This is a genomic window from Kitasatospora sp. NPDC048540 (genome assembly GCF_040651175.1).
Lineage (GTDB): Bacteria > Actinomycetota > Actinomycetes > Streptomycetales > Streptomycetaceae > Kitasatospora.
In genome coordinates this window covers 27,227-27,692 of record NZ_JBEZIR010000119.1, presented here as the reverse complement: position 1 = coordinate 27,692, position 466 = coordinate 27,227, and the positions used below count along the sequence as shown (strand labels likewise).

Genomic DNA, 466 nt, shown 5'->3' with positions numbered 1-466 from the left:
TGGCGGTGCCGTCGGTGAGGGTGGTGTCGCCGAGTGGGGTGGTGCCGTCGGTGAAGGTGACGGTTCCGGTGGGTGGGGTGGCGAGGTTGCCGGTGATGGTGGCGGTGAGGGTGGTGGTGGTGCCGCCGGTGCCGGGGTCGGCCTTGAGAGTGGCGTCGGCGACGGCGGGTTTGGCGATCTGTTGGGTGATGGATTCGTTGCTGCCGGTGTGGGTGGTGTCGCCGCTGTAGGTGGCAGTGATGGTGTGGTCGCCGTTGGTGGTGAACTTGGTGGCGGGTGTGGTGGCGGTGCCGTCGTCCTTCACCTCGACGGGGTCGCCGAGTTGGGTGTCGCCGTCGGTGAAGGTGACGGTGCCGCCCGGTTTGTCGCCGGGTCCGGTGACGGTGGCGGTGAAGGTGACGTCCTGGCCGGGTGCGGCGGGGTTCAGGCTGCTGGTGAGCTTGACGGTGCTGGCGGCCTTGGTGAT

Annotated in this window: 1 protein-coding gene; it reads right to left on the bottom strand. The window is 69.1% G+C overall.

Annotated elements, in window-relative coordinates; all coding sequences use genetic code 11:
- Window positions 1–466, bottom strand: a 466-nt coding sequence (locus tag AB0D08_RS32380; RefSeq protein ID WP_359893813.1) for an Ig-like domain-containing protein, incomplete at both ends; no start/stop codon positions are given.